The 6,302-nt window shown below is 39.2% G+C and carries 6 protein-coding genes and 1 pseudogene; 3 read left to right on the top strand and 4 right to left on the bottom strand.

Features of this window, described 5'->3' with window-relative positions:
• The 4 genes and pseudogenes from ACFIKD_RS03930 to rpsL form a co-directional block, all read right to left on the bottom strand.
• A pseudogene (locus ACFIKD_RS03930) lies at window positions 1-76 on the bottom strand (elongation factor Tu); the annotation flags it as partial.
• A 62-nt stretch (window positions 77-138) separates the two neighbouring features.
• Window positions 139-2,223, bottom strand: coding sequence for an elongation factor G (gene fusA / locus ACFIKD_RS03925; RefSeq protein WP_375647257.1), 2,085 nt, complete (start codon window positions 2,221-2,223; stop codon window positions 139-141).
• A gap of 24 nt (window positions 2,224-2,247) precedes the next feature.
• The gene (gene rpsG, locus ACFIKD_RS03920; RefSeq protein ID WP_015856589.1) at window positions 2,248-2,718 is read right to left on the bottom strand and encodes a 30S ribosomal protein S7; all 471 of its coding nucleotides are present in this window, start codon (window positions 2,716-2,718) and stop codon (window positions 2,248-2,250) included.
• Between the two features lie 18 nt (window positions 2,719-2,736).
• A complete protein-coding gene (gene rpsL, locus ACFIKD_RS03915; protein ID WP_005773262.1) occupies window positions 2,737-3,108 on the bottom strand; it encodes a 30S ribosomal protein S12 in 372 nt (123 codons plus the stop codon).
• A gap of 489 nt (window positions 3,109-3,597) precedes the next feature.
• Between rpsL and xth the strand changes: the two genes are divergently transcribed.
• The 3 genes from xth to ACFIKD_RS03900 all read left to right on the top strand — a co-directional run bounded on the left by xth (window position 3,598) and on the right by ACFIKD_RS03900 (window position 6,302).
• Window positions 3,598-4,380, top strand: a complete 783-nt coding sequence (gene xth / locus ACFIKD_RS03910; protein ID WP_375647255.1) for an exodeoxyribonuclease III — start codon at window positions 3,598-3,600, stop codon at window positions 4,378-4,380.
• Between the two features lie 122 nt (window positions 4,381-4,502).
• Window positions 4,503-5,408 carry a transporter substrate-binding domain-containing protein gene (locus tag ACFIKD_RS03905; protein WP_375636226.1) on the top strand — a complete coding sequence of 302 codons (906 nt, stop codon included), beginning with the start codon at window positions 4,503-4,505 and terminating at the stop codon, window positions 5,406-5,408.
• Window positions 5,409-5,549: 141 nt separating this feature from the next.
• On the top strand, window positions 5,550-6,302 hold the full coding sequence (locus ACFIKD_RS03900) for an amino acid ABC transporter permease (RefSeq protein ID WP_375647254.1): 753 nt from the start codon (window positions 5,550-5,552) through the stop codon (window positions 6,300-6,302).

The raw sequence follows: 6,302 nt of genomic DNA, 5'->3' as shown, positions 1-6,302 counted from the left end.
TCTTCCCATGATCAACGTGACCAATCGTACCAATATTAACATGCGGTTTTGTTCGTTCAAACTTGCTCTTCGCCATCTGAGCTCTCCATTTTCCGTCCAAGCCAAGGACTAAGTTAAAAATTAATTACCAACCTGAAATTACGCGTATTTCTTTTGAATCTCCAAAGCAACAGCCGAAGGTACAGGCTCGTAATGATCAAACTGCATTGTGTACTGTGCACGCCCCTGACTCATAGAGCGAAGGGTATTCACATAACCAAACATATTTGCCAAAGGAACCATCGCATTCACAACCGTTGCAATACCGCGCGCTTCAGTTCCTGAAATCTGTCCCCGACGAGAATTGAGATCACCAATAACATCACCAACATAATCATCTGGTGTAACAACTTCCACCTTCATGATCGGTTCAAGAAGCTGTGCACCAGCCTTCTTTGCTCCATCACGAAAAGCTGCACGAGCAGCAATCTCAAAAGCCAAAACCGAAGAATCAACATCGTGATAGCCACCATCAATAAGAGTTGCTTTTACACCAAGCATAGGAAAGCCTGCAAGAGGACCTGCCCCCATAACACTTTCAATCCCTTTTTGGACGCCGGGAATATATTCTTTAGGAACAGCACCACCCACAATCTTCGACTCAAAAATAAAGTCATCACCATCATGAGGCTCAAAAACAATTTTCACACGAGCAAACTGACCGGCACCACCCGATTGTTTCTTATGCGTATAATCAATTTCCGCCATTTTAGTAATTGACTCACGATAAGCAACTTGAGGCTGCCCAACATTTGCTTCAACCTTAAATTCACGCCGCATACGGTCAACAATAATATCAAGATGAAGCTCACCCATTCCAGCTATAATAGTCTGACCAGATTCCTCATCCGATTTAACACGAAATGAAGGATCTTCGGCTGCCAGACGATTAAGAGCAATACCCATTTTTTCTTGATCTGCTTTTGTTTTCGGTTCAATTGCAATCTCAATAACAGGCTCTGGAAATTCCATCCTCTCCAAAATAACAGGCTTCAAAGGATCACAAAGAGTATCACCTGTTGTCGTCTCTTTAAGCCCTGCAAGAGCAACAATATCACCAGCAAATGCTTCTTCAATATCCTCACGAGAATTTGAATGCATTTGAAGCATACGCCCCAAACGTTCTTTCTTCTTTTTCACAGTATTCTCAAGAGAAATACCTTTCTGAACTTTACCTGAGTAAATACGACAGAACGTCAACGAACCAACAAAAGGATCATTCATAATTTTAAAAGCAAGCATAGATAGTGGAGCATCATCTGAAGATTCACGTGTCGTCTCAGTCTCAGTCTTCACATCAATACCACTAATTGCCGGAACATCAACTGGAGAAGGAAGATAAGAAACAACAGCATCCAAAAGCGGCTGAATTCCCTTGTTTTTAAAAGCTGTACCACAAAGAACCGGATGAAACTGAACTTCTACTGTCCCCCTACGAATGAGAGAAACAAGCTGTTCATTGGTTGGCATAACACCTTCTAAATAAGCCTCTGTCGCCGCTTCATCAACCTCCACAGCCATCTCAATCAATTTCTCGCGATATTCTTCAGCTTTCTCTCTTAAATCAGAGGGAATTTCACTTATCACCGCCGAGGCACCAATAGAACCATCCCACTTTAAAGCCTTCATTTCTACAAGATCAACAACGCCTTCAAAGTCATTTTCAGCACCAATCGGCAACTGCAAAACAAGCGCTTTAGCACCCAACCGAGAACCAACCATCTCCACACTACGATAGAAGTCAGCTCCTATTTTGTCCATTTTATTAACAAAAACCATACGAGGCACACGATATTTCTCAGCTTGCCGCCAAACAGTTTCCGTCTGAGGCTCCACACCAGCATTTGCATCCAACAAAGCTATTGCACCATCAAGAACACGCAAAGAGCGCTCAACCTCAATCGTAAAATCAACGTGCCCTGGCGTATCAATAATATTAAAGCGACGCTTCCGACCGTCACGCCCTTCCCAAAACGTCGTTGTCGCAGCAGACGTAATCGTAATACCGCGCTCCTGCTCCTGCTCCATCCAATCCATCGTAGAAGCACCATCATGGGTCTCGCCAATTTTATGATTCTTGCCGGTATAGAACAGAATACGTTCAGTCATCGTAGTCTTACCAGCATCAATATGCGCCATAATACCAAAATTACGATAATCTTCAATTTTATATTCGCGAGCCATTATATTTGCCTTAGTTTAAAACTTCTACCAGCGATAGTGAGAAAAAGCACGATTAGCCTCAGCCATACGATGAACATCTTCACGCTTTTTCACGGCAGAACCGCGATTATTAGCCGCATCCATCAGTTCACCAGATAAACGCTCAATCATCGTCGTTTCATTCCGACCACGTGCCGCAGCAATCAACCAACGAATAGCAAGAGCCTGACGACGATCAGGACGAACATCAATCGGAACTTGATAAGTAGCACCACCAACACGGCGTGAGCGAACTTCAATATGAGGAGCAACATTCTCTAAGGCCCGATGAAATAGAGCCACAGGGTCTGTTTTTACTCTTTTTTCTACAGAATCGAGCGCACCATAAACAATACGCTCTGCAACTGATTTTTTACCATCAAACATAATGGCATTCATAAATTTCATAATAACCAAATCACCAAACTTAGGATCTGGATTAATTTCACGCTTTTCTGCTCTATGACGACGGGACATTGGCTTTGTCTCTCAATATTATTTTGGACGCTTTGCGCCATACTTTGAACGACGCTGTTTACGATTCTTGACACCCTGCGTATCAAGCAAACCACGAATAATGTGATAACGAACTCCTGGCAAATCTTTCACACGACCACCACGAATCATCACAACAGAGTGCTCTTGAAGATTATGTCCCTCTCCAGGAATATAACCAATCACCTCAAATCCATTCGTCAAGCGAATCTTAGCAACTTTACGAAGAGCAGAATTAGGTTTCTTCGGTGTTGTTGTATAAACACGCGTACAAACACCACGCTTCTGCGGATTCGACTGCAAAGCAGGAACCTTATTACGTTTAACTGGCGCTACACGCGGCTTGCGAATCAACTGGTTTACGGTAGGCATGCAACCTTCCTCTTTTCGATCTACATTCGTCTCACCCAATCGGGCTTTTCTATTTCATTTCTATCCACTCCAATAGAATCGGAACAGATATCTAAGTCTACACACAAAATCGGGCATACCTGCAAAAAAACAGTTCACCCGACCACAAGCAGAGAAGGCAATAGCCTTTTGCACTAGCATTTGCTTTTAATCTTCTTAACACCTGTGAATAATCTTTCGGTTCATATCCAAAACACCTGATCACATCCACATCGGTTATGTCCACCTCTAATAGCGAGAACACTTACATTCGTCAAGAACTAAACAGCAGAAAGTTTTTAAAAATGAAAATAAATTAAATTTTAAAACTTTAAATTTGCTTTTACCGCTACTCTTGATAAATCAATTTACCATAGTAATATCCCTAAAATAAAAAAGCAGCAATGTGACTGTAATAAAACATGAATGCAGTAAATTAAATTGCATACTTGATATCTAATGATGAGCGCCATGAAAATAGCAACGTGGAATATTGCTGGAATAAAAGCACGACATGAAACATTATGTCAATGGCTGCAGCAGAGTCAGCCGGACATAGTCTGTTTACAGGAAATTAAAAGTATTGATGAAAATTTTCCACGCGATGCAATTGAAAATTTAGGTTACCATATAGAAACACACGGACAAAAAAGTTTTAATGGTGTTGCGATTCTCTCTAAAAGAACACCAGATGAAGTGATCCGTCGATTACCAGGCAACGATAATGATGAGCAGACACGTTACATTGAAGCTGTTTATTCAACAAACAAAGGTGTTGTTCGTGTTGCATCTCTCTATTTACCAAATGGGAATCCTATTGAGAGTGAAAAATATTCCTATAAAATAGAATGGATGGAAAGATTATATACACATGCAAAATCATTGCTTGCGTATGAAGACCCCCTTATTCTAGCGGGTGATTATAATGTCATCCCCGCTCCATTAGATGCAAAAAAACCTCAAGAATGGTATCAAGATGCCTTATTTCTTCAAGAAACAAGAAAAGTATTTCAACGTATTCTTAATTTAGGTCTTTACGATGCTATCCGGAATGTCACCGATACTCCCTCCTTCAGTTTTTGGGATTTTCAGGCGGGTGCTTGGCCTAAAAATAATGGGATTCGCATTGATCATTTATTATTATCACCAGAAGCTGTTGATCAGCTTATTTGCGCTCATAGTCAAACAGAAGTAAGGGGATATCAAAAACCATCCGACCACGTTCCTGTTTGGATTCACCTTAATATCAATTAAGAAAGTACACCCCCCATTATGAAACAACAAAAAAATTCCACTCAAAAATAATAACTATGCTACACCATGTAAACAGTATATCTTAAACAGCTAAAGTAAAGATAAATGAATGGAGGACATAAATGAAGAAATCATTATTAATGTTTATTGCAGCAACGGCCATTGGTTTCACAAGCGTCGCGCATGCTGAACATGATACTCTTGAAAAAATAAAACGAACAGGGGAAATTACTTTAGGTGTCCGTGAATCATCTGGTTTAGCCTACGCCCTTGGTAATAATAAATATGTAGGTTTTCATACAGAAATGGCAGAACGTATCATTGATGATATCTCAAAAAAAATTGGTAAACCAATTAAAATTCATTATCTTCCTATCACTTCTCAAAATAGAATTCCTCTCTTAAAAAATAAAACCTATGATTTTGAGTGCGGCTCAACAACAAATGATATTGCCCGCAGTAAAGAAGCAGCATTTGCTTATACGACATACATTGAAGAGGTTCGGATTGCTGTAAAGAAAAACTCTAACATTAAATCTCTTGACGATTTAAATGGAAAAACAGTCGCAACGACCACCGGTACAACATCTGTTCAACTTATTCGTAAAAACAAACGTGCAAAAAACATTCAGTTTAAAGTTTTAAAGGGGAAAGATCACGGAGATAGTTTTTTATTATTAGAATCTGGTAAGGCAGATGCTTTTGTTATGGATGCTTCAATTCTTGCTGGACATATTGCTAAATCAAAGAATCCATCTGATTATGTCATTCTTGATACTGTACTTTCAGTCGAACCTATCGCCTGTATGCTCAGATTAAATGACAAAAAATTTGAACAAACAATCAACGATAGTATCGTACGTCAGATTAAAGATGAATCACTTGAAAAGCTTTATAATAAGTGGTTTATGAAACCGATTCCACCTGCTAACACTGTTATGAACCTTCCCTTGTCAAAACAAACAAGATATGCTTGGGATCACCCAAATAGTAAGCCTCGAGAAAGCTACACAGAAAAAGATTTATAAAATTTAATAAAGAAAAACCACACTCTTTAAAAATTGAGTGTGGTTTATATTTTAATTCACTTTTTAATAAATTTGGCCTATGTAAATGCGCTTAATTTATTGTCCTATTTGTGAATGACTAATTTGAGGGAATATCAATTAATGGACTTTTCTTTCCTTTGTAGAGATGACCTTACCCACACACTGGTAACAGGATGCCTGGGAGCTCCCGGCGTGAGCCATACCTATTTAGATACACTTCTCGATGGCTTAAAAAATACGGTTATATTGTCTATCACTTCACTTATCTTAGCTGTATTGTGTGGTGTTATTATAGGAACAATGCGCACTTTACCCAAAACATCGATAATCAATTATATATTTCGCACTATCGGTGCTATTTGGGTAGAGATTATGCGTAATATTCCCCTCCTTGTACAAGTATTTTTGTGGTATTTTGTTGTTCCTAAGATTTATCCACCAGCGATGAAATTTTCCCCTATTCTCTTAATAACATGCGCATTGGGATTCTTTACATCTGCACGCATTGCAGAACAGGTTCGTTCAGGCATTGAAGCGATTCCTTCTGGACAACGTTATGCTGCTATGGCAATGGGGTTTACAACTTATCAAAGTTATCGCTATATTATACTACCACGTGCTATACGTACAATTATGCCGCCTCTTACTTCAGAAGCAATGGGCATTGTGAAAAATTCGTCTATAGCATTCGCCGTTTCAATAAATGAGCTCATGCAATTTCAATACCAAGCAATTGAAGAGGTAAGCCATGTCTACGAAAATTATTTGCTTGTTACGATTCTTTATATTCTAATAGCCTTATTCGTATTCATTGTGATGACAGTCATTGAACAAATACTCAAAATTCCTAATTTTCAAACAAAGGGAAATTGA

Source organism: Bartonella sp. CR84HXZ (assembly GCF_042194535.1).
Taxonomy (GTDB): Bacteria; Pseudomonadota; Alphaproteobacteria; order Rhizobiales; family Rhizobiaceae; genus Bartonella; species Bartonella grahamii.
Note: the sequence above shows the minus strand (reverse complement) of the source record. Positions and strands in the feature narration are given on the sequence as shown.

Coding starts and splice junctions, on each gene's coding strand:
- fusA (WP_375647257.1), bottom strand. CDS start 2,223: ATGGCTCGCGAATATAAAATTGAAGATTATCGTAATTTTGGTATTATG.
- rpsG (WP_015856589.1), bottom strand. CDS start 2,718: ATGTCCCGTCGTCATAGAGCAGAAAAGCGTGAAATTAATCCAGATCCT.
- rpsL (WP_005773262.1), bottom strand. CDS start 3,108: ATGCCTACCGTAAACCAGTTGATTCGCAAGCCGCGTGTAGCGCCAGTT.
- xth (WP_375647255.1), top strand. CDS start 3,598: ATGAAAATAGCAACGTGGAATATTGCTGGAATAAAAGCACGACATGAA.
- ACFIKD_RS03905 (WP_375636226.1), top strand. CDS start 4,503: ATGAAGAAATCATTATTAATGTTTATTGCAGCAACGGCCATTGGTTTC.
- ACFIKD_RS03900 (WP_375647254.1), top strand. CDS start 5,550: ATGGACTTTTCTTTCCTTTGTAGAGATGACCTTACCCACACACTGGTA.